The 21,705-nt window shown below is 59.9% G+C and carries 18 protein-coding genes; 15 read left to right on the forward strand and 3 right to left on the reverse strand.

Features of this window, described 5'->3' with window-relative positions:
• The first annotated feature begins 97 nt into the window (after positions 1-97).
• From H0I86_RS28715 to H0I86_RS28765, 11 genes are all read left to right on the forward strand, one after another.
• The gene (locus tag H0I86_RS28715; RefSeq protein ID WP_180923016.1) at positions 98-2,899 is read left to right on the forward strand and encodes an LPS-assembly protein LptD; all 2,802 of its coding nucleotides are present in this window, start codon (positions 98-100) and stop codon (positions 2,897-2,899) included.
• The gene (gene surA / locus H0I86_RS28720; protein WP_180923017.1) at positions 2,880-4,196 is read left to right on the forward strand and encodes a peptidylprolyl isomerase SurA; all 1,317 of its coding nucleotides are present in this window, start codon (positions 2,880-2,882) and stop codon (positions 4,194-4,196) included. Before H0I86_RS28715 ends, surA begins: the two co-directional genes overlap by 20 nt.
• Entirely contained in the window at positions 4,193-5,182 is a 990-nt protein-coding gene (gene pdxA, locus H0I86_RS28725) for a 4-hydroxythreonine-4-phosphate dehydrogenase PdxA (RefSeq protein ID WP_180923018.1), read from the forward strand. The genes surA and pdxA overlap by 4 nt, the downstream gene beginning before the upstream one ends.
• Positions 5,179-5,997: a 16S rRNA (adenine(1518)-N(6)/adenine(1519)-N(6))-dimethyltransferase RsmA gene (rsmA, locus tag H0I86_RS28730; protein ID WP_053262877.1), complete on the forward strand. Its 819-nt coding sequence runs from the start codon at positions 5,179-5,181 to the stop codon at positions 5,995-5,997. Before pdxA ends, rsmA begins: the two co-directional genes overlap by 4 nt.
• Before the next feature lie 122 nt (positions 5,998-6,119).
• Positions 6,120-6,500, forward strand: coding sequence for a Co2+/Mg2+ efflux facilitator ApaG/CorD (gene apaG, locus H0I86_RS28735; protein WP_007926128.1), 381 nt, complete (start codon positions 6,120-6,122; stop codon positions 6,498-6,500).
• On the forward strand, positions 6,500-7,381 hold the full coding sequence (locus H0I86_RS28740; RefSeq protein WP_180923019.1) for a symmetrical bis(5'-nucleosyl)-tetraphosphatase: 882 nt from the start codon (positions 6,500-6,502) through the stop codon (positions 7,379-7,381). The genes apaG and H0I86_RS28740 overlap by 1 nt, the downstream gene beginning before the upstream one ends.
• Positions 7,382-7,413: 32 nt before the next feature.
• Positions 7,414-7,743, forward strand: a complete 330-nt coding sequence (gene glpE, locus H0I86_RS28745; RefSeq protein ID WP_180923020.1) for a thiosulfate sulfurtransferase GlpE — start codon at positions 7,414-7,416, stop codon at positions 7,741-7,743.
• A gap of 295 nt (positions 7,744-8,038) precedes the next feature.
• Positions 8,039-9,961 carry a PrkA family serine protein kinase gene (locus H0I86_RS28750; RefSeq protein ID WP_007926124.1) on the forward strand — a complete coding sequence of 641 codons (1,923 nt, stop codon included), beginning with the start codon at positions 8,039-8,041 and terminating at the stop codon, positions 9,959-9,961.
• 189 nt (positions 9,962-10,150) lie between these two features.
• Positions 10,151-11,422 (forward strand): YeaH/YhbH family protein, encoded by a 1,272-nt coding sequence (locus H0I86_RS28755; RefSeq protein WP_180923021.1) that lies wholly within the window; start codon positions 10,151-10,153, stop codon positions 11,420-11,422.
• Complete coding sequence (locus H0I86_RS28760) at positions 11,419-12,981, forward strand: SpoVR family protein (protein ID WP_009051165.1); 1,563 nt, start codon at positions 11,419-11,421, stop codon at positions 12,979-12,981. The genes H0I86_RS28755 and H0I86_RS28760 overlap by 4 nt, the downstream gene beginning before the upstream one ends.
• A 64-nt stretch (positions 12,982-13,045) precedes the next feature.
• Positions 13,046-14,275, forward strand: a complete 1,230-nt coding sequence (locus tag H0I86_RS28765; RefSeq protein WP_180923022.1) for a multifunctional CCA addition/repair protein — start codon at positions 13,046-13,048, stop codon at positions 14,273-14,275.
• 82 nt (positions 14,276-14,357) lie between these two features.
• On the opposite strand, the gene folK is transcribed toward H0I86_RS28765, so the two are convergent.
• Entirely contained in the window at positions 14,358-14,876 is a 519-nt protein-coding gene (folK, locus tag H0I86_RS28770; RefSeq protein WP_180923023.1) for a 2-amino-4-hydroxy-6-hydroxymethyldihydropteridine diphosphokinase, read from the reverse strand.
• Positions 14,867-15,220: a dihydroneopterin aldolase gene (gene folB / locus H0I86_RS28775; RefSeq protein ID WP_180923024.1), complete on the reverse strand. Its 354-nt coding sequence runs from the start codon at positions 15,218-15,220 to the stop codon at positions 14,867-14,869. The genes folK and folB overlap by 10 nt, the downstream gene beginning before the upstream one ends.
• Before the next feature lie 74 nt (positions 15,221-15,294).
• Between folB and plsY the strand changes: the two genes are divergently transcribed.
• Positions 15,295-15,864, forward strand: coding sequence for a glycerol-3-phosphate 1-O-acyltransferase PlsY (gene plsY, locus H0I86_RS28780; RefSeq protein ID WP_180923025.1), 570 nt, complete (start codon positions 15,295-15,297; stop codon positions 15,862-15,864).
• A gap of 41 nt (positions 15,865-15,905) precedes the next feature.
• On the opposite strand, the gene tsaD is transcribed toward plsY, so the two are convergent.
• Positions 15,906-16,931 (reverse strand): tRNA (adenosine(37)-N6)-threonylcarbamoyltransferase complex transferase subunit TsaD, encoded by a 1,026-nt coding sequence (gene tsaD / locus H0I86_RS28785; RefSeq protein WP_180923026.1) that lies wholly within the window; start codon positions 16,929-16,931, stop codon positions 15,906-15,908.
• Positions 16,932-17,131: 200 nt separating this feature from the next.
• On the opposite strand from tsaD, the gene rpsU reads away from it, so the two are divergent.
• The 3 genes from rpsU (at position 17,132) to rpoD (ending at position 21,696) form a co-directional block, all read left to right on the forward strand.
• A complete protein-coding gene (rpsU, locus tag H0I86_RS28790; protein WP_002551877.1) occupies positions 17,132-17,347 on the forward strand; it encodes a 30S ribosomal protein S21 in 216 nt (71 codons plus the stop codon).
• Between the two features lie 469 nt (positions 17,348-17,816).
• Positions 17,817-19,781 (forward strand): DNA primase, encoded by a 1,965-nt coding sequence (gene dnaG / locus H0I86_RS28795; RefSeq protein WP_180925929.1) that lies wholly within the window; start codon positions 17,817-17,819, stop codon positions 19,779-19,781.
• A gap of 67 nt (positions 19,782-19,848) precedes the next feature.
• Positions 19,849-21,696: an RNA polymerase sigma factor RpoD gene (gene rpoD / locus H0I86_RS28800; protein ID WP_180923027.1), complete on the forward strand. Its 1,848-nt coding sequence runs from the start codon at positions 19,849-19,851 to the stop codon at positions 21,694-21,696.
• Positions 21,697-21,705: the final 9 nt, after the last annotated feature.

Consider the following 21,705-nt stretch of genomic DNA (forward strand, 5'->3'; position numbering starts at 1 on the left):
GGGTCATGCTTTATTATCCAGCATCTTTTTCAGACCATCGAGAGGCGTGCGGCCCACACCGCGGGCAGATGGCACGCAGGAAGCCCGGACTAATAAGATGGCATTGAAATCCCCCGCGTTTCGTAAAAAATTTCCGTTGTTGGTTACTGGCAGTCTGCTGGCCCTGCAACCCCTAGCCACTTCGTTCGTGGTCGCCGCAGAACAGTATGACTGCTCAGTCTCTGCTTCGGGTGGCTGGGACTGCGCGCCGAAAACCAGCGCCGCTAAACTGCCTCCGCGCCCCGTGCATGATGCGAGTGCGGTCAGTTCGAGTACCGCTACACCGGCCGAAGGCGGCGAAACCCGTGAAGACACCGGTGCCAAGCCGATGCTGGTTACCGAGTCCAAGGGCCGCGGCCTGAAGTCCCGCAGCGAAGACTACAGTCACCTCGACTGGGTTCCGCGCGAGAAGCTGACCGCCGCCCAGTTGGCCGAGACCGGTCCTTACTGCGCTGGTGCTTATATCGAACCGATTCGTCCTGGCATGAATGACAAGACGAATAAAAGTGACGCCCCGACCTTTATCGGCGCCAAGGCTTCGCGTTATCAGCAGGAGCAACAGATCGCTACCCTGGCCGGTGACGTGGTCATGCGCCAGGGCAGCATGCAGGTCGAGGCCGACGAGGCCAACCTGTACCAGGCTGAGAACCGTGGCGAACTGAGCGGCAACGTCCGCCTGCGCGACAACGGCACCCTCATGGTTGGCGATCACGCCGACGTGCAACTGGACACCGGCGAGGCCAAGGTCGACAACGCCGAATACGTGATGCACAAATCGCGCATCCGCGGTAACGCGCTGTACGCCAAGCGTGCCGAGAACGCGATCATTCGTCTCAAGGACGGCACGTACACTACGTGCGAACCGAGCAGCAACGCCTGGCAGCTCAAGGGCAACAACATCACCCTGAACCCGGCGACCGGCTTCGGCACCGCGACCAACGTGACGTTGCGCGTCAAGGACATTCCGGTCCTGTACACGCCATACATCTATTTCCCGATCGACGACCGTCGCCAGTCCGGCTTCCTGCCGCCGACCATCGGCAGCGGCAGCGATACCGGCTTCATGCTGGTCACCCCGTACTACTTCAACCTGGCGCCGAACTACGACGCCACGTTGTATCCGCGCTACATGAGCAAGCGCGGCCTGTTGATGGAAGGCGAATTCCGCTACCTGACCAAGTCCAGCGAAGGTCAGTTCGGCGCGGCGTACCTCAATGACGAAAACGACGACCGCAAGCTGCAGTCGGACTACGAAAAAACCCGCTACATGTACAACTGGCAGCACAAGGGCGGGCTCGATTCGCGTCTGATGACCGAGGTCGACTACACCAAGATCAGCGATCCGTACTACTTCCAGGATCTGCAGACCGACCAGATTGGTGTGGAAAGCCGAGACTTCGTGAACCAGCAGGGTGCAGTGACCTATCGCGGTGATACCTATACCGCGCGACTCAATGCACAGGCTTATGAACTGGCCACGGTTTCCAATATCACGCCTTACAACCGTCTGCCGCAAATCACCTTGAATGGTTTCCTGCCGCAACATCCGGGCGGTCTGGATTTCAAGTACGAAACCGAGATTGTTCGCTTTGATCGCGACCTGCAGAACGGTACGTTTTTTGATGAGAATGGTGTCGGTGCACCGAGACTCGACCGCAACATTCAAGGTCTGGCGCGTGCCAATGGCAATCGCCTGAATCTTGCACCGTCTGTAAGCCTTCCGCTTAACTGGACCTATGGCTTCCTGAAGCCGTCCCTCAAGTATCAATACACCCAGTACGATCTGGATCTGGACAGTATTGGCAAGAGCCAGGTTGCTGCACAGACTGCGGAGCAGAACCGTCTTGACGGTACTTACAGCAGCAACCAGAACCGTGGCGTGCCTATTGCCAGCATCGACAGCGGCTTGTACTTCGACCGCAACACCCAATGGTTCGGCAAAAACTATCGCCAGACCCTGGAACCGCGCCTCTACTATCTCTACGTACCGGAGAAAGACCAGAGCGACATCCCGGTATTCGATACCAGCGAGTCTACTTTCAACTACTCGTCGCTGTTCCGTGATAACCGTTTCACCGGCTCCGACCGCGTAGGCGACGAGAACAAACTGTCTCTCGGCGTCACCAACCGCTGGATCGAAGAAAACGGCTTTGAACGTCAACGCATCAGTATCGGCCAGGCCTTGTACTTCAAGGACCGCGAAGTCCAGTTGCCGGGTATCGATGCGAAGACCCGCGATGACGCACACTCCAATGTTTCGCCTTATGCGCTGGAATACGAGTACCGCTGGAACCGCGACTGGCGTACTACTGCCGACTATAACTGGGATCCGGACAGCCACAGCCCGCGCTCCGGCAGTGCGATGTTCCACTACCAGCCGGAAGACAACCCGAACAAGGTTATCAACGCCGGTTATCGTTATCGCAACGACCTGGTTCGTTACGACCAGTCCACGGGTAAATGGTCGGTGGGTGGCGGTGACTACGGCACTCCTGGCACTCCTGGCTACGTGAAGGACTATTACAAGATCAAGCAGCACGACTTCTCGGTGATCTGGCCGATCGTGCCGCAATGGAACCTGATCAGCCGCTGGCAGTACGACTACAACCGCAACCGTACCCTCGATGCCTTCGGTGGTTTCGAATACGACAACTGCTGCTGGAAACTGCGCCTGATCAACCGTTACTGGGTCAAGTATGACGAACTCAGTCAAGACGCCCCGCAGAACGAGAAAGGCGACCATGGCATCTTCCTCCAAATCGTCCTGAAAGGACTCGGCGGCCTGACCGGCGCCAAGGTAGAGAGCTTCCTCGACAAAGGCATTCAAGGTTACCGTGAACGTGAAGACCAAGCTTTCTGATTGTCTGCGCCCGCTGATGCTGGGCGCGTTGTTCCTGGGTACCGCGGCGAGCGCCGCGGTACAACCCATCGACAAAGTGGTGGCCATCGTCGATAACGATGTGGTCATGCAGAGCCAGCTGGACCAACGGGTTCACGAAGTTCAGCAAACCATCGCCAAGCGCGGCGGCGGCATGCCTCCCGCCGAGGTCCTGAACCAGCAGGTACTGGAACGCCTGATCGTCGAAAACCTGCAACTGCAGATCGGCGAGCGCTCCGGCATCCGCATTACCGATGAAGAGCTGAACCAGGCTGTCGGCACCATCGCCCAACGCAACAACATGACGCCCGATCAGTTCCGCGCCGCCCTGGCTCGTGATGGCCTGTCCTATCAGGACGCCCGTGAGCAGATCCGCCGCGAGATGATCATCAGCCGTGTGCGCCAGCGCCGTGTTGCCGAGCGCATTCAGGTCTCCGAGCAGGAAGTGAAGAACTTCCTCGCCTCCGACCTGGGCAAAATGCAGCTGTCCGAAGAGCTGCACCTGGCCAATATCCTGATTCCAACCCCAGAAAGCGCCAACTCCGAAGCGATTCAGAGCGCCGCGCGCCAGGCCATGGATATCTATCAGCAGCTCAAGCAAGGCGCCGACTTCGCTCAGTTGGCCATCGCCCGCTCGGGTAGCGACAACGCCCTGGAAGGCGGCGACATGGGTTGGCGTAAAGCCGCTCAACTGCCCCCTCCGTTCGACCGCGAACTGAGCGCCATGGCAGTGGGCGATATCACCCAGCCAGCCCGTACGCCAGGCGGTTTCATCATCCTGAAGCTGTTGGAAAAACGCGGCGGCGGCAATCAGATGCGTGACGAAGTGCATGTCCGTCACATCCTGATCAAGCCAAGTGAAATTCGCAGCGAAGAAGAAACCAAACGCCTGGCCCAGAAGCTCTATGAGCGCATCGAAGCCGGCGAAGACTTTGCCGAACTGGCGAAAAGCTACTCGGAAGATCCGGGTTCCGCCCTCAACGGCGGCGACCTCAGCTGGATCGACCCGAACGCCCTGGTACCCGAGTTCCGCGACGTAATGGCCAAGACCCCGCAAGGTCAGCTGTCCAAGCCGTTCCAGAGCCCTTATGGCTGGCACGTACTGGAAGTCCTTGGCCGCCGCGCCACCGACAGCACTACCCAGGCTCGCGAACAACAAGCGATGACTGTGCTGCGCAACCGCAAATACGACGAAGAGCTGCAAACCTGGCTGCGCCAGATTCGCGACGAAGCCTACGTCGAGATCAAACTTCCTGGCGCTGACCAGGCGGCACAGTGAAACCCAAGCGTTTCGCGCTCACCCCCGGCGAGCCAGCCGGCATAGGTCCCGACCTGTGCCTGTTGCTCGCCTCGCAACAACAGCCACACCCCCTGATCGCCATCACCAGCCGCGACCTGCTTACCGAGCGGGCCGCGCAGCTGGGTGTGGCCGTCAGCCTGATTACGGTCGGCCCCGACAATTGGCCGAACCAGCCGGCCGCCGCCGGTAGCCTTTATGTCTGGGATACCCCGCTGTCGGCCAAGGTCGTCGCTGGTCAGCTGGACAAGGCCAACGCCGCATTCGTCCTGGAAACCCTGACCCGGGCCGGCCAAGGCTGCCTGGACGGGCATTTCGACGGCATGATTACCGCCCCGGTGCACAAGGGTGTGATCAACGAATCCGGCATCGCCTTTTCCGGCCATACCGAGTTTCTCGCCGACCTGACGCACACCGAACAGGTAGTAATGATGCTGGCCACCCATGGCCTTCGCGTCGCACTGGTGACCACTCACCTGCCCCTGCGGGACATCGCCGACGCCATTACCCCGGAGCGCCTGGAGCGGGTTACACGTATTCTGCATGCGGACCTGCGCAACAAATTCGGCATCGCCCAGCCACGTATCCTGGTCTGCGGGCTCAACCCGCATGCCGGCGAAGGCGGACATCTGGGCCATGAAGAAATCGATATTATCGAACCCACCCTGGAGCGTCTGCGCAACGAAGGCATGGACCTGCGCGGCCCCCTGCCCGCCGACACTCTGTTTACCCCAAAATATCTGGAGCACTGCGACGCAGTGCTGGCGATGTACCATGACCAAGGGCTGCCCGTGCTGAAATACAAAGGCTTCGGCGCCGCGGTCAACGTGACGCTGGGCCTGCCGATCATCCGCACCTCGGTCGACCACGGCACTGCCCTGGATCTGGCTGGCAGCGGCAAGATCGATACCGGCAGCCTGAAAGTCGCCCTGGAAACCGCCTACCAGATGGCCGAGACCCGTTTATGACCGAGCAATACCAGCACCGGGCGCGCAAGCGCTTCGGCCAGAACTTCCTGCATGACGCCGGCGTGATCGACCGCATCCTGCGCTCCATCAATGCCAAGTCCGGCGACCGCATGCTGGAAATCGGCCCGGGCCAGGGCGCCCTGACCGAGGGCCTGCTCAACAGCGGCGCCCAACTGGATGTGGTCGAGCTGGACAAGGACCTGGTGCCGATCCTCAACCAGCAGTTCGCAGGCCGGGACAATTTCAGCCTGCACCAGGGCGACGCTCTGAAGTTCGACTTCAACAGCCTGAATGCCGCGCCCGGCAGCCTGCGCGTGGTCGGCAACCTGCCCTACAACATCTCCACCCCGCTGATCTTTCACCTGCTGCAAAACGCCGGGCTGATCCGCGACATGCACTTCATGCTGCAGAAAGAAGTGGTCGAGCGCCTCGCCGCGGGCCCGGGCGGTGGTGACTGGGGCCGCCTGTCGATCATGGTCCAGTACCACTGCCGCGTGGAGCATCTGTTCAATGTCGGCCCTGGCGCATTCAATCCGCCACCGAAAGTCGACTCGGCGATCGTCCGCCTGGTGCCACATACGGTACTGCCTCACCCGGCCAAGGATCATCGCCTGCTGGAGCGCATCGTCCGCGAAGCCTTCAACCAGCGCCGCAAGACCCTGCGCAATACCCTCAAGGCCCTGCTCTCCAGCGCCGAGATCGAAGCCGCCGGCGTCGATGGCAGCCTGCGTCCGGAGCAACTGGACCTGGCAGCCTTCGTTCGCCTGGCCGACAAGCTCAGCGAACAAGCCGCGGACACCGCCAGCGCCAGCTGACACGCCGCCAACGTTATCGGGTAAGACGCCAGGCGCCATGTCTGGCTTACTACCCGATACTTGGCCTAGACTGACCTCCATCAGCTTTGTCCCGCGTCCCGCTTCGTTTTAAGGCCCCTTGCATGTCCGATCCTCGCTATCAGATCGACGTCAGCGTCGTCACCCGCTTTCTCGCAGAACAGTCGCAACCCGAGCAGAACCGCTTTGCCTTCGCCTACACCATCACCGTACAGAACAATGGCTTGCTGCCCGCCAAATTGCTCTCGCGGCACTGGGTAATCACCGATGGCGACGGGCACGTCGAGGAGGTTCGCGGTGCCGGTGTCGTCGGCCAGCAACCGCTGATCGCCGTAGGAAAAAGCCACACCTACAGCAGTGGTACGGTCATGACCACACGCGTCGGCAATATGCAGGGCAGCTATCAGATGCTCGCCGAAGACGGCAAACACTTCGACGCCATCATCGCCCCCTTCCGTCTGGCCGTGCCCGGAGCCCTGCACTGATGACGACTTATGCCGTCGGTGACCTGCAAGGCTGCCTGGGGCCGTTGCAGTGCCTGCTTGAAAAAGTCTCTTTCGACCCGGCCAGGGATCGCCTGTGGCTGGTCGGCGATCTGGTCAACCGCGGCCCACAGTCGCTGGAAACCCTACGCTTTCTGTATGCCATGCGCGATTCCCTGGTATGCGTGCTGGGCAATCACGACCTGCACCTGCTGGCCGTCTGGCGCAATATCGAACGCCTGAAGAAAGCCGATACCCTGAGCGAGATCCTCAACGCGCCGGATTGCGAGGAATTGCTCCAGTGGCTGCGCCAGCAAAAGCTGATGCACTATGACGAACAGCGCAACGTCGCCCTGGTTCACGCGGGGATACCGCCACAGTGGTCGCTGAAAAAGGCCCTCAAGTACGCCACCGAAGTCGAAGAGGCGCTGCGTGACGACAACCGCTTCGAGCCCTATCTGGACGGTATGTACGGCAACGATCCGATAAAATGGGACAACGAGCTCAAAGGCGTGACCCGTCTGCGGGTGATCACCAACTATTTCACTCGCATGCGTTTCTGCACCAGCGACGGCAAGCTCGACCTCAAGGGCAAGGAAGGGCCGGACACCGCCCCACCGGGTTACGCCCCATGGTTCGAGCACAAGGAACGCAAGACCCGGGACGTGAAAATCATCTTCGGTCACTGGGCCGCCCTCGAAGGCAACTGCAACCAGCCCGGCGTCGTCGCCCTGGACACTGGCTGCGTCTGGGGCGGCGCCCTGACCCTGCTGAACGTCGACACCGGCCAACGCCTCGGGTGTGAATGCGACACCCACGGCCACATCAAGCCCCAGGCCAATCAACCTTCCCCTGAACCCATGCCAATCACCGCCAAGCGCTAGACGGCGCTTGCCACCAGGCCCAGGAACCCGCCATGAGCGAATTCAAACGCATCCCCCCAGAACAGGCCCAGGCACTGCGCGAGCAAGGCGCCGTGGTGGTCGATATCCGCGATCCGCAGACCTTTGCCTTGAACCACATCAGCGGCTCCCTGCATCTGGACAACCACTCCATCTCCGACTTCATCCGCAATGCCGATCTCGACGCCCCGCTGGTGGTCGTCTGCTATCACGGCAACTCCAGCCAAAGCGCGGCGGCCTACCTGATCAGCCAGGGGTTCTCCGACGTCTACAGCCTGGACGGTGGTTTCGAATTGTGGCGGACCACCTACCCTGCGGAAATTGCCCAGGGTGGCCACGAATAATTTTTTCTGCGCTCCAGCCCGCGTCACTCGCGGGCTGGCGCCTCGACCGACGAACGGTCACTTGAACAAATTGCGTATTCCACCTTTATCTCCCCGATTCCGAACTATCCTTAGCCTCAGGCCATCCAATCAGGGGAGAGCCGGTACACCGGCGTGCGGGTCATCGGTACTAGCTTTCAAGGTCGATAGCTTTGAAAGTGTTCTGGGGGGTAAATAGCAGCCGGATTCCCGGTTGCATGCCAGCACTTGACTGACTGATCCGGCGTCGGCTCCACGTATCGAGCGAGGTGACGTCATGAGTATTTTTAGCCACTTCCAACAACGCTTCGAATCCACACGCCAGGAAGAGTTCTCGTTACAGGAGTACCTGGAGCTCTGCAAAAAGGACCGTAGCGCCTACGCGTCGGCCGCTGAACGCCTGCTTCTGGCTATCGGTGAACCAGAGCTGCTGGACACATCGACCAATTCGAGACTGTCACGGATCTTCTCCAACAAAGTGATCCGTCGCTATCCGGCCTTTGAGGACTTCCATGGAATGGAAGAATGCATCGACCAGATCGTCTCCTACTTCCGTCATGCCGCTCAGGGCCTGGAAGAGAAGAAACAGATCCTCTACCTCCTCGGTCCCGTCGGTGGCGGTAAATCATCCCTGGCCGAGAAACTCAAACAACTGATCGAGAAGGTACCCTTCTACGCCATCAAGGGCTCCCCGGTATTCGAGTCGCCTCTCGGGTTGTTCAACGCCACGGAAGATGGCGCAATCCTCGAAGAAGACTTCGGCATCCCACGGCGTTACCTGAACACCATCATGTCGCCCTGGGCTACCAAGCGCCTGTCCGAGTTCGGCGGCGATATCAGCCAGTTCCGGGTGGTCAAGCTCTATCCCTCGATCCTCAACCAGATCGCGGTTGCCAAGACCGAACCTGGGGACGAGAACAACCAGGACATTTCCGCCCTGGTGGGCAAGGTCGATATTCGCAAGCTGGAGGAGTTCCCGCAGAACGACGCCGACGCCTATAGCTATTCGGGCGCACTGTGCCGGGCCAACCAGGGCCTGATGGAGTTCGTCGAAATGTTCAAGGCACCGATCAAGGTGCTGCACCCATTGCTGACGGCCACCCAGGAAGGCAACTACAACAGCACCGAGGGGCTGGGCGCGATCCCCTTCACCGGCATCCTGCTGGCTCACTCCAACGAATCGGAATGGCACACCTTCCGTAACAACAAGAACAACGAAGCCTTCATCGACCGGATCTATATCGTCAAAGTCCCTTACTGCCTGCGGGTCAGCGACGAAGTCAAAATCTACGACAAACTGTTGTTCAACAGCTCCCTGTCCAAGGCGCATTGCGCTCCCGACACCCTGAAAATGCTCGCTCAGTTCACCGTGCTCTCACGCCTCAAAGAGCCGGAGAACTCGAACATCTACTCGAAAATGCGCGTCTACGACGGCGAGAACCTCAAGGACACCGATCCGAAAGCCAAGTCGATTCAGGAATACCGTGACGCCGCCGGCGTGGACGAGGGCATGAACGGTCTGTCGACCCGCTTCGCCTTCAAGATCCTGTCGAAAGTCTTCAACTTCGATCCCCATGAGATCGCGGCCAACCCGGTGCACCTGCTCTACGTGCTCGAACAGCAGATCGAACAGGAGCAATTCCAGGCGGAAACCCGCGAACGCTACCTGCGCTTCCTGAAGGAATACCTGGCTCCGCGCTACATCGAGTTCATCGGCAAGGAAATCCAGACCGCGTACCTGGAGTCCTACAGCGAATACGGCCAGAACATCTTCGACCGCTATGTGCTGTATGCGGACTTCTGGATTCAGGATCAGGAATACCGCGATCCGGAGACCGGCGAGATCCTCAATCGGGTCGCGCTCAACGAAGAGCTGGAGAAAATCGAGAAACCGGCCGGCATCAGCAATCCGAAGGACTTCCGCAACGAAATCGTCAATTTCGTACTGCGGGCCCGAGCCAACAACAATGGCAAGAACCCAACCTGGCTCAGCTACGAAAAACTGCGGGTGGTCATCGAGAAGAAAATGTTCTCCAACACCGAGGACCTGCTCCCGGTCATCAGCTTCAATGCCAAGGCCAGCAAAGAGGATCAACAGAAACACAACGACTTTGTTACCCGAATGGTCGAGCGCGGCTACACCGACAAACAGGTACGACTGCTGTCCGAGTGGTATCTGCGGGTCAGAAAATCGCAGTAACCCGCCGGTTGCACCGGTTGTCGTTAGCCAGGAGCCTGTCTCAGCGATTTCTGCTACACAGGCTTCAGGAAGCGCGTTTGAACGTTCGCAGCGAGGCTCGGGCAGAGTACCGGCGGCAAGACAAACTTACCGCCCCCTCTCCCCGTCCGGGCCGCTTGCGAGCTTCAAGACCGCTTCTAAGGAGCAGTCATGAGTTATGTGATCGACCGACGTCTCAATGGCAAGAACAAAAGCACGGTAAACCGCCAGCGGTTTCTGCGGCGCTATCGTGACCACATCAAGAAGGCCGTCGAAGAGGCGGTCAGCCGCCGTTCCATCACTGACATGGAGCATGGCGAACAAATCAGCATCCCAGGCCGGGATATCGATGAACCCGTGCTCCATCATGGGCGCGGCGGCAAACAGACCGTGGTGCACCCGGGAAACAAGGAGTTCACGGCCGGCGAGCACATCGCACGCCCTCAAGGCGGGGGCGGCGGGGGCGGCCGGGGCAAGGCGGGCAATTCCGGCGAAGGCATGGACGAGTTCGTTTTCCAGATTACCCAGGAGGAGTTCCTCGAGTTCATGTTCGAGGACCTGGAACTGCCGAACCTGGTCAAGCGCAACCTGACCGGGACCGACACCTTCAAGACCGTCCGGGCCGGGATCAGCAACGAGGGCAATCCCTCGCGCATCAACATCATTCGGACCCTGCGCTCGGCCCACGCCCGGCGCATCGCCCTGTCCGGCAGCAGCCGGGCAAAACTACGCGAAGTCAAAGAGCAACTTGAACGCCTGAAACGCGAAGAACCGGACAACTTCGGCGATATTCAGGAAATGGAAGCAGAAATCGAGCGTCTCAGCGCCCGTATCCATCGGGTGCCGTTTCTCGACACCTTCGACCTCAAGTACAACCTGCTGGTCAAACAGCCCAACCCCAGCTCCAAGGCCGTGATGTTTTGCCTGATGGATGTTTCTGGCTCCATGACCCAGGCCACCAAGGACATCGCCAAGCGTTTCTTCATCCTTCTGTACCTGTTTCTCAAGCGTAACTACGACAAGATCGACGTGGTGTTCATCCGTCACCACACCAGCGCGCGTGAGGTGGACGAAGAGGAGTTCTTCTACTCCCGGGAAACCGGCGGCACCATCGTCTCGAGCGCGCTGAAGCTGATGCAGGAGATCATGGTCGAGCGTTATCCGAGCAACGAGTGGAACATCTACGCCGCCCAGGCTTCCGACGGCGACAACTGGAACGACGACTCGCCAATCTGCCGCGATATCCTGATCAACCAGATCATGCCCTTCGTGCAGTACTACACTTACGTGGAGATTACCCCGCGCGAACATCAGGCTCTGTGGTTCGAATACGAGCGCATCGCCGAAGCCTTTTCCGATACTTTCGCCCAGCAGCAACTGGTCTCGGCCGGAGATATCTATCCGGTCTTCCGTGAACTCTTCCAGCGCAGGTTAGTGACATGACCGCCAGAGAGCAGAAACGCCAGCCTATCTCCACCGGTTCGGAATGGACGTTCGAGCTGATCCAGGCCTACGACCGCGAAATCAGCCGTATCGCGGCGCGCTACGCCCTGGATACCTATCCCAACCAGATCGAAGTGATCACCGCCGAACAGATGATGGATGCCTACGCCTCTGTCGGCATGCCCCTGGGTTATCACCATTGGTCTTATGGCAAGCATTTCCTTAGCACCGAAAAGTCCTACAGCCGCGGCCAGATGGGGCTGGCCTACGAGATCGTGATCAACTCTGACCCCTGCATCGCCTACCTGATGGAAGAAAACACCATCTGCATGCAGGCACTGGTGGTGGCCCACGCCTGCTACGGCCATAACAGCTTCTTCAAGGGCAACTATCTGTTCCGTACCTGGACGGATGCCAGCTCGATCATCGATTACCTGGTGTTCGCCAAGCAGTACATCATGCAGTGCGAAGAGCGCCACGGCATCGATGCCGTGGAAGACCTGCTGGACTCCTGCCATGCCCTGATGAACTACGGAGTGGACCGCTACAAACGTCCTTATCCGATTTCCGCGGAAGAAGAACGGCGCCGGCAAAAGGACCGGGAAGAACATCTGCAGAAACAGATCAACGACCTGTGGCGCACCATCCCCAAAGGCACGGACAAGTTCAGCGACAAGGACAACGCGCGCTTCCCTGCCGAACCGCAGGAGAACATCCTGTATTTCATCGAGAAACACGCGCCGCTGCTGGAGCCGTGGCAACGGGAAATCGTGCGGATCGTGCGCAAGATCGCCCAATACTTCTACCCGCAACGCCAGACCCAGGTGATGAACGAAGGCTGGGCAACGTTCTGGCACTACACCCTGATGAACGACCTGTATGACGAAGGCCTGGTGACCGATGGCTTCATGATGGAATTCCTCGCCTCCCACACCAGCGTGGTCTTCCAGCCTGGCTTCGACAGCCCCTACTACAACGGTATCAACCCCTACACCCTGGGTTTCGCCATGTACCGCGATATCCGGCGCATCTGCGAAGAACCGACCGAGGAGGACCGCCGCTGGTTCCCGGAACTGGCCGGGACCGACTGGCTTTCCAGCATCAAGTTCGCCATGAGCAGCTTCAAGGACGAGAGCTTCATCCTGCAGTACCTGTCACCCAAGGTCATCCGCGACCTCAAGCTGTTCAGCATCCTGGACGACGACCAGAAAGACGATCTGCTGGTACCGGCCATTCATGACGAAAGCGGCTATCGGATCATCCGCGAAACCCTCGCCGCCCAGTACAACCTGGGCAACCGCGAGCCTAACGTGCAGATCTGGAGCATCGACAGGCGGGGCGACCGCTCGCTGACCCTGCGCCATCAACAGCACGACCGCAAACCATTGGGCGACTCTACCGACGAGGTCCTCAAGCACCTACACCGGCTATGGGGGTTCGACATCCACCTGGAGACCCTGCAGGGTGACCAGGTGATGAAAACCCATCACGTACCGCCAAGAAGCGATCACAACGAAGGGGACTACGGCCGCCTGGACCTGGCGGTCATCCACCTCTGAGCGCATGACAAACCTCCGAAAGCTCGGCGCAAGGGTTATTCTGTCGGGCTAACGGAGGTTTTTTATGCAGATTTACAAGGTCGGCGGTGCGGTACGCGATCGCCTGCTGGGCAAACCGGTAACCGACATCGACTGGGTGGTAGTCGGCGCCACGGCCGAAGAAATGCTCGCCAAGGGTTTTCGCCCGGTAGGTTCGGACTTTCCGGTCTTTCTTCACCCCAAGAGCAGCGAGGAATACGCCCTGGCCCGCACCGAACGCAAGAGCGGTCGTGGCTATGGCGGCTTTACCTTTCACGCCAGCCCCGAGGTCACTCTCGAAGAAGACCTGATCCGCCGCGACCTGACGATCAATGCCATGGCGGAAGACGACCAGGGCGTTCTGACGGACCCATATCACGGCCAGCAGGACCTGGAAAACCGCCTGCTGCGCCATGTTTCCCCAGCATTCGCCGAAGATCCACTGCGCGTCCTGCGCGTTGCGCGCTTTGCTGCTCGCTACGCCGGGCTCGGCTTCCGGGTGGCGCCTGACACCCTCGAACTGATGCGCCAGCTCAGCGAATCAGGCGAGCTGGAAGCCCTGACGCCGGAACGCAGCTGGAAGGAAATCTCCCGCGCACTGATGGAAGATCACCCCCAAGTGTTCATCCAGGTACTGCGCGACTGTGGCGCGCTCAAGGTCCTGATGCCTGAGGTGGAGGCGCTGTTCGGCGTCCCGCAACCCGCCGCCCATCATCCGGAGATCGACAGCGGTGTGCATACACTGAGCGTTCTCGAGCAGGCGGCACTGCACAAGCAGCCATTGAGCGTGCGCTGGGCGTGCCTGTTGCACGACCTGGGCAAGGGCCTGACACCGCAAAGTGAATGGCCACAACACATCGCACATGAACACAAGGGCCTGAAGCTGATCAAGCAGGTCAATGAGCGCTTCAAGGCGCCACGCGACTGCCAGGAACTGGCGCTGCTGGCGGGCCAATACCACACCCATGGCCATCGAGCCCTCGAACTGAAACCTTCGACACTGGCGGAGCTGCTGCAGAACTTTGACGTGTACCGGCGGCCACAGCGTTTCGAGGAGTTTATCGCCGCCTGCGAAATGGATGCCCGCGGCCGTCTCGGCCTGGAGGAGCGCGCCTATCCCCAGGCGGACTATCTGCGCGGCGCGGCTACGGCGGCGCGAACGGTAGCGGTACAGCCGCTGCTGGAGCAGGGATTCAAGGGGCCGGAGCTGGGGGAGGCGCTGAAACGGGAACGACTGAAGGCGCTGAAGGCCTACAAGGAACAGTACTCGCAGTAAGAAACATCACGAGCAAGCGCCTCCATAGGAGCCAGCTTGCTCGCCAGCCGATCGCAGTCGGCCAGAGCTGCGCCAGCCAGGGCTATCCCAGCTCCGGCGGCGTCAGCTGTATACCTCGCCACTCGAATGCCACGGGCGCCAGTACCTGGTCGATCCGGGCCTCACGCCAGAGGGTAGCGAAGTCCTGCCCCGCCAGCGGATGAACCCGCTCCGGAGCCATCAGCGACAAGGGCCAAAGCACAAAGGCGTTCTTCAGAATCTCTGCACGCGGCAGGATCAAACCGTCGAAATTGCCCACCAGATCGCCGTACAGCAGCACATCGATATCCAGCGGCAAACCTTTGCGGTCCGGGGCATAACGACCATTGTCCGCTTCGATGAACTTCAACCGACGGTCCAGTTCCATCAGCGGCAGATCGGTAAAACCCGAGACCACCAGATTGAAGAACGGCCCGCTCTTGATCCCCACCGGCTGGCTTTCGAACACCGCCGAGCAGCGCATATCCAGCAGGAAGCCCGCCAGGGCATCGAGCCCGGCCAGCAGATGGGTTTCGCGCTCGATATTGCTGCCGAGCCCAAGAAATACCTGAGTTAGCGACATCCGCGCTCGATCTCCACGCCAACACCTTTGGCGGCCGCGACAGCACCGGGTTTGGTCAGCTTGAGGTGCAACCAGGGGATATGGAATTCGGCCATGAGGACTTCAGCCAGACGCTCGGCAAAAGTCTCCACCAGCTGGAACTGCGCCTGTTCGGCAAACGCCTGGATCCGCGAAGACACGCTGGCATAGTCGAGCGCCAGGGTCAGGTCGTCACCGGCGGCGGCCGGGCGGTTATCCCAGGCGAAGCTCAGGTCAAGGCGCAGGCACTGCCGGATGCCTCGCTCCCAGTCGTAGGCACCGATCACCGTGTCGACTTCCAGGCCCTCGATAAACACTCTGTCCAAGCACTCTTCTCCGCAGCACGACAAGGGCGCAATGCGCCGTTAGAATCAGGGCGTCCTCGCCCGGAATAGTTAGCATGTTTTGGTTACTGGCGATCTTCGCCTACCTGCTCGGCTCGCTGTCCTTCGCCATCTTGCTCAGCCGCCTGACCGGTACACCCGATCCGCGAATGAGTGGCTCGGGCAATGCCGGCGCCACCAACATGCTGCGCCTGGCCGGCAAGAAACTTGCGGTACTGACCTTGCTCGGCGATCTGCTCAAAGGGCTATTGCCCGTGCTGATCGCCAGTCTCGCAGGCCTTTCGCTCCAACAACAGGCCTGGATCGGGCTCTACGCCGTACTGGGCCATCTGTTCCCGGTGTACTTCCGCTTTCGCGGCGGCAAGGGTGTCGCCACCGCCGCCGGGATGCTGCTGGGGCTTTACCCGCCAGCGGCGCTCCTGGCCATCACCGCCTGGCTACTGACCTTTTACCTGACCCGCACCAGCTCGCTGGCGGCCCTGATCGCCACGCCCCTGACCTTGCCATTGCTGGCCTGGCAGGCACCGGCGGCGCTGCTGCCGATGAGCGTGCTCACACTGCTCATCGTCTGGCGCCACCGCGGCAATCTACGCGACCTGTTTGCCGGGCGCGAACGGCATTTCTGAATCCTGAAGATGAACCGGGCTCAGGTCGGGTAGATCCCGACTCACAACGGCGACAACTGCTCCATCGGCCAACGCGCCTGCACACTGATCGCCAGGCTTTCCTGCTGACCTGCCTGCAAGCGCTGGCAACCGGCAAACGCAATCATCGCGCCGTTGTCGGTGCAGAACTCAGGACGGGCGTAAAACACGCTCCCCTTCATCTCGCCGAGCATTTTCTCCAGCGACGCACGCAGAGCCTTGTTGGCGCTAACGCCGCCAGCGATTACCAGACGTTTGAGTCCCGCCTGCTTCAAGGCTCGCTTGCATTTGATGGTCAGAGTTTCCACCACCGCCTGCTGGAAGGCGAGCGAGATGTCGCAACGGGTTTGCTCGCCGTCGTCCCCAGCGCTGACGCATTGTTGCCAGGTGTTCAGGGCAAAGGTTTTCAAGCCACTGAAGCTGAAATCCAGCCCCGGACGATCGGTCATCGGCCGCGGGAAGACAAAGCGCCCGGCCACGCCTTGTGCGGCCAGGCGAGCGATTTCCGGACCGCCCGGATAATTCAGGCCGATCATCTTCGCTGTCTTGTCGAAGGCCTCACCGGCTGCATCATCCAGGGTTTCACCCATCAGCTCGTATTGGCCGATGCCATCGACCCGCACCAGTTGCGTATGGCCGCCGGAAACCAGCAAAGCGACGAACGGAAATTCCGGCGGTTGTTCTTCCAGCATAGGGGCCAGCAAATGGCCTTCCATATGGTGCACACCCAGCGCCGGGATACCCCAGGCGAAGGCCAGCGCCTGCGCGCAAGAGGCGCCCACCAGAAGGGCGCCGACCAAGCCGGGGCCCGCGGTATAGGCAATGGCATCGATTTCGGTCGGCACACAGTCCGCCTCGGCCAGAACCTGACGAATCAGGGGCAGCATACGCTTGACGTGATCGCGAGAGGCCAGCTCCGGCACCACGCCACCATAGGCCCGATGCAGGTCGATCTGACTGAACAGCGCGTCGGCCAGCAGGCCACGTTCACTGTCATAAAGCGCGACGCCGGTTTCGTCGCAGGAAGTTTCTAATCCCAGTACTAGCATGGGTTTGCGCCTTGTAGAGGCTAATTTCGAAGGCGCGCATAATAGTCGCCACTCCCTCAGCCGACCAGCGGTTTTCGATCAGAGGCTTTGCATTCCGAGCGATGAGGGGTTAACATCCGCAACCCTTAAAAACCGACGACCTCAGCCGCGATTTTTGCGACGAGAACGTTGACCCCGGTAATGAATGAAGGTAGCTCTGGATGCCAGCCGTCAAAGTTAAAGAGAACGAACCCTTCGACGTAGCTCTGCGTCGTTTCAAGCGCTCCTGCGAAAAAGCCGGTGTTCTGGCTGAAGTTCGTAGCCGCGAATTTTACGAGAAGCCGACTTCCGAGCGTAAGCGCAAAGCAGCTGCTGCTGTTAAGCGTCACGCCAAGAAAGTTCAGCGCGAACAGCGCCGCGCCGTACGTCTGTACTAATACACAGACGTTCGCTGCAAGCTTCTGCCAAGCCCGGCCCTCAGCCGGGCTAATGGCATTTGCGGACAACGCTTGATGCTTCACCGTCAACGCCGCGCATGCGACCGCGACAATCCGCTTCACCACGTCAGACCTGGCTTCCTGCCAGCGGTGCACGTCTCTTCTGACGAGCCTTCCAAGGCTACTGACGAGCACACTTTTATTCTGATTCCTCAACAGACTCAGCCCAAGGCGCCCTTCTCCAGCGCCCGCTTATGAGCCATCCGAGAGCTGTCGGACTCAGAGCAATATCTTCAAATAGTCGAAGACTGATTGAAACTAACGTCAGTGGACTTTCGGCAGATACACTTCCCGATAGCGATCAAGCCGACGACAGATGGTCGAACGCGCAGCCGTTGCGTCTCGAACAGCCCATTTTCGAAGCCTTCGCATTGGTCCAATTCTTTCGCGCAGTGATGACGAGAACGCCATGGCCGGGCTGATTCCCCAGAGCTTTATTGACGACCTTCTGAACCGCACCGACATCGTCGATGTTGTCAGCTCGCGCCTGCAGATGAAAAAGGCCGGCAAGAACTACACTGCCTGCTGCCCGTTCCACAAAGAAAAAACCCCCTCCTTCAGCGTCAGCCCCGACAAGCAGTTCTACTACTGCTTCGGCTGTGGCGCGGGCGGGAACGCCCTCGGCTTCATCATGGACCACGACAACCTGGACTTCCCCCAGGCGGTCGAGGAACTGGCCAAAGCCGCGGGCATGGAAGTCCCGCGGGAGGAAAGCGGCCGCTCGCACAAACCCCGGCAGCCGACCGATTCGCCGCTCTACCCGCTGCTGACCGCCGCCGCCGATTACTATCGCCAAGCCCTGAAAAGCCATCCAGCCCGCAAGGCAGCGGTCGACTACCTCAAGGGACGCGGCCTGACCGGCGAGATCGCCCGCGATTTCGGCCTCGGTTTTGCGCCGCCCGGCTGGGACAACCTGTTCAAGCACATGAGCAGTGACACCCTGCAACAGAAAGCCATGATCGACGCCGGCCTGCTGATCGAAAATGCCGAAACCGGTAAACGCTACGATCGCTTTCGCGACCGAGTGATGTTTCCGATCCGCGACAGCCGCGGCCGGATCATCGCCTTTGGTGGCCGGGTACTGGGCGATGACAAGCCGAAATACCTGAACTCGCCGGAAACCCCGGTGTTTCACAAGGGCCAGGAGCTTTACGGCCTGTTCGAGGCTCGCAAGAACAACCGCAACCTCGACGAAATCATCGTCGTCGAAGGCTACATGGACGTGATTGCCCTCGCCCAACAGGGCTTGCGTAACGCCGTTGCGACCCTGGGCACCGCCACCAGCGAAGAACACCTCAAGCGCCTGTTCCGCATCGTGCCCAGTGTCCTGTTCTGCTTCGACGGCGACCAGGCAGGACGCAAGGCCGCCTGGCGCGCGCTGGAGGCGACCCTGTCCAGCCTGCAGGATGGTCGCCGGGCGCGCTTTCTGTTTCTTCCCGAAGGCGAAGACCCGGATACCCTGGTGCGCTCCGAGGGTACAGACGCCTTTCGCGCACGCATCAATCAACACGCTCAACCGCTGGCCGATTATTTCTTCCAGCAACTGACCGACGAAGCGGATCCACGCTCGCTCGAGGGCAAGGCCCACCTGGCCACTCTTGCTGCACCGTTGATCGACAAGGTCCCCGGAGCCAACCTGCGGACCCTGATGCGCCAGCGCCTCAGTGAAATTACCGGACTCAACAACGAGACCGTCAACCAGTTGGTGCACAGCGCCCCACAAGAAGCGCCTCCGGTGTACGACGCCGGCATCGACTACGACGGCATACCGGACTATGTCGACTACCACGAGCCGCAAGAAGCCTACGTGCCACAGCAGGAATGGACGCCGAAGAAAAGCGGCGCGGGCGGCAAGAAGTGGGAGAACAAACCCTGGGACAAAAAGGGCAAGCGTAACGGCGATCGTGATCAACCACGTGCCCCGCGCGTTCCGGCCGCCGTCGAACCCCCAACACTGTCAGCCCTTCGAACATTGCTGCATCACCCGCAACTGGCCGAGAAAGTTGAAGACGCCGGGCATTTCGCCGCCGACGACAACACCAATACCCAGTTGCTGGTCGCTCTGATCGAAGCCGTGCAGAAAAATCCTAAGCTACGCTCTATTCATCAGCTGATGGCGCGCTGGCACGGCACCGAACAGGGCCGCCTGATCAAGGCGCTGGCAGAAAAGGAGTGGTTGATTGAGGGCGATAACCTTGAACAACAGTTTTTCGACACCATTAAAAGCTTGTCCGCTCGTCAACGTGAGCGTGTTTTGGAACAACTTCTCAGGAAATCGCGTCAAAGCGAGTTGAGTGGCGAAGAAAAAATTCAGCTACTTGAGCTTCTAAAACGAAATGTTCCCGCATCAAACCCGACCTCAACTGGCGCGTGAGGTCATAGCTCGGGTATAATCCTCGGCTTGTTTTTTGCCCGCCAAGACCTTCAGTGGATAGGGTGTTATGTCCGGAAAAGCGCAACAGCAGTCTCGCCTCAAAGAGTTGATCAGCCGTGGTCGTGAGCAGGGTTACCTGACTTACGCGGAGGTCAACGACCACCTGCCGGAGGATATTTCAGATCCGGAACAGGTGGAAGACATCATCCGCATGATCAACGACATGGGGATCAACGTATTCGAGAGTGCTCCGGATGCGGATGCCCTTTTGTTGGCCGAAGCCGATACTGACGAAGCTGCAGCTGAAGAAGCCGCCGCAGCGTTGGCGGCTGTGGAAACCGACATTGGTCGCACTACCGACCCAGTGCGTATGTACATGCGCGAAATGGGTACGGTAGAGCTGCTCACACGTGAAGGCGAAATCGAAATCGCCAAGCGTATCGAAGAGGGCATCCGTGAGGTGATGGGCGCGATCGCGCACTTCCCTGGCACGGTTGAGCACATCCTCTCCGAATACACTCGCGTCACCACCGAAGGTGGCCGCCTGTCCGACGTCCTGAGCGGTTACATCGACCCGGACGACGGCATTGCGCCGCCTGCCGCCGAAGTACCACCGCCTGTCGATGCCAAGGCCACAAAAGCGGACGACGACACCGACGACGATGACGCCGAAGCCAGTGACGACGAAGAAGAAGCCGAAAGCGGTCCGGATCCGGTCATCGCAGCCCAGCGCTTTGGCGCCGTTGCCGACCAGATGGAAATCACCCGCAAGGCGCTGAAGAAGCACGGTCGCGAACACAAGCAAGCCCTGGCTGAAATGCTGGCCCTGGCTGAACTGTTCATGCCGATCAAACTGGTTCCGAAGCAATTCGAAGGCTTGGTTGAACGTGTTCGTAGCGCCCTGGATCGCCTGCGTCAGCAAGAGCGCGCGATCATGCAGCTCTGTGTTCGTGATGCCCGCATGCCACGCGCCGACTTCCTGCGCCAGTTCCCTGGCAATGAAGTGGACGAAAGCTGGTCCGACGCACTGGCCAAAGGCAAGGCCAAGTACGCCGAAGCCATCGGCCGCCTGCAGCCGGACATCATCCGTTGCCAGCAGAAGCTGACCGCGCTCGAGACCGAGACCGGCCTGACGATCGCCGAGATCAAGGACATCAACCGTCGCATGTCGATCGGCGAGGCCAAGGCCCGTCGCGCGAAGAAAGAGATGGTCGAAGCCAACCTGCGCCTGGTGATCTCCATCGCCAAGAAGTACACCAACCGTGGCCTGCAATTCCTCGACCTGATCCAGGAAGGCAACATCGGTTTGATGAAAGCGGTAGACAAGTTCGAATACCGTCGCGGCTACAAGTTCTCGACTTATGCCACCTGGTGGATCCGTCAGGCGATCACTCGCTCGATCGCCGACCAGGCCCGCACCATTCGTATTCCGGTGCACATGATCGAGACGATCAACAAGCTCAACCGTATTTCCCGGCAGATGTTGCAGGAAATGGGTCGCGAACCGACTCCGGAAGAGCTGGGCGAACGCATGGAAATGCCTGAGGACAAGATCCGCAAGGTATTGAAGATCGCTAAAGAGCCGATCTCCATGGAAACCCCGATCGGTGATGACGAAGACTCCCATCTGGGTGACTTCATCGAAGACTCGACCATGCAGTCGCCAATCGATGTCGCCACCGTCGAGAGCCTTAAAGAAGCGACTCGCGAAGTACTCTCCGGCCTCACTGCCCGTGAAGCCAAGGTACTGCGCATGCGCTTCGGCATCGACATGAATACCGACCACACCCTCGAGGAAGTCGGTAAGCAGTTCGACGTTACCCGTGAGCGGATTCGCCAGATCGAAGCCAAGGCGCTGCGCAAGCTGCGCCATCCGACGCGAAGCGAGCACCTGCGCTCCTTCCTCGACGAGTAATACCAAGAC

It is taken from the genome of Pseudomonas chlororaphis subsp. aurantiaca (assembly GCF_013466605.1).
Taxonomy (GTDB): domain Bacteria; phylum Pseudomonadota; class Gammaproteobacteria; order Pseudomonadales; family Pseudomonadaceae; genus Aquipseudomonas; species Aquipseudomonas chlororaphis_I.